1 protein-coding gene is annotated in these 1,442 nt (G+C 56.8%); it reads left to right on the forward strand.

The genetic code is table 11. From position 1 onward, the window contains the following. A partial coding sequence (locus ACR0JG_RS20750; protein ID WP_480572538.1) for a malectin domain-containing carbohydrate-binding protein occupies nt 1-1,441 on the forward strand: 1,441 nt, incomplete at its 5' end. Nucleotide 1,442 lies beyond the last annotated feature (1 nt).

Here is a 1,442-nt window from a genome sequence, read left to right on the forward strand (position 1 = left end):
TTACAATACCGGTCTGCCTCAGGATATCGACGGTACAGTGGGGACAACAGGTCCGTCCCGCGGTCCTGTTGATAGCGCATACTACCAGAGTTTGGCTGGACCGGATTGGGCGAGCATTGCGTACCCAACGGATGGTCCCGCAACACCACCTGACGAGCCCGTCGTGGAACCGGATCCCATCCCAAATACGCCGCCTGCCCCGGTTGACGAGGCTCCGGCTCAAGAGGCGCCAAATGGTGATACGGTTCTGTATCGCTGGAACGCTGGCAACAACGACGTGGCTGCGGTTGATGGCGGCCCGGACTGGATTGCGGACACTTCGGTCATCGTTGGTGGCGCAACAAACGTCCACACCTCGAATGTCATTGCCACTTTGGACCCGAGCGCTTCGCAAGACACAGTCTCGCTTGAGCTCTTCAATCAGACACGCTGGGATCCTGTGAGCGGTTCGGAGATGAGCCTTGAGTTTGGGAATGGCAGCCTTGCCTCCGGCACTTATGCTGTGCGTCTTCTTATGGGGAATGCTCACGGCGGCACTGGTTCCGTAGGCGATCGTGTATTTGATGTTTCGGTTGAGGATGAGCTGTTTCTCGATGACGTCGATGTTGTCGACAGTTTTGGCCACGCAACGGGTGGCGTGTTTGAGTGGGTCGGCGAGGTGACCGATGGCACCATCGACATCGATTTCCAGCGCGAGATAGAAAACCCGATGATCAATGGCGTCGAGATTGTCAGACTGGATACAGCTCCCGTTGATGATGATCAGATCGTTGAGGCCCCGGCAGCGGATGAACCGGCTCAAGAGGCGCCGACCGAGCCTGCCCCGGTTGACGAGGCTCCGGCTCAAGAGGCGCCAAATGGTGATACGGTTCTGTATCGCTGGAACGCTGGCAACAACGACGTGGCTGCGGTTGATGGCGGCCCGGACTGGATTGCGGACGCTTCGGTCATCGTTGGTGGCGCAACAAACGTCCACACCTCGAATGTCATTGCCACTTTGGACCCGAGCGCTTCGCAAGACACAGTCTCGCTTGAGCTCTTCAATCAGACACGCTGGGATCCTGTGAGCGGTTCGGAGATGAGCCTTGAGTTTGGGAATGGCAGCCTTGCCTCCGGCACTTATGCTGTGCGTCTTCTTATGGGGAATGCTCACGGCGGCACTGGTTCCGTAGGCGATCGTGTATTTGATGTTTCGGTTGAGGATGAGCTGTTTCTCGATGACGTCGATGTTGTCGACAGTTTTGGCCACGCAACGGGTGGCGTGTTTGAGTGGGTCGGCGAGGTGACCGATGGCACCATCGACATCGATTTCCAGCGCGAGATAGAAAACCCGATGATCAATGGCGTCGAGATTGTCAGACTGGATACAGCTCCCGTTGATGATGATCTCGAATTTACGAGTACATTCATCGACACTGGCCAGTTCGACGGTCTTGGCTAAC

The sequence above is a fragment of the Ruegeria sp. AD5 genome (assembly GCF_056542345.1).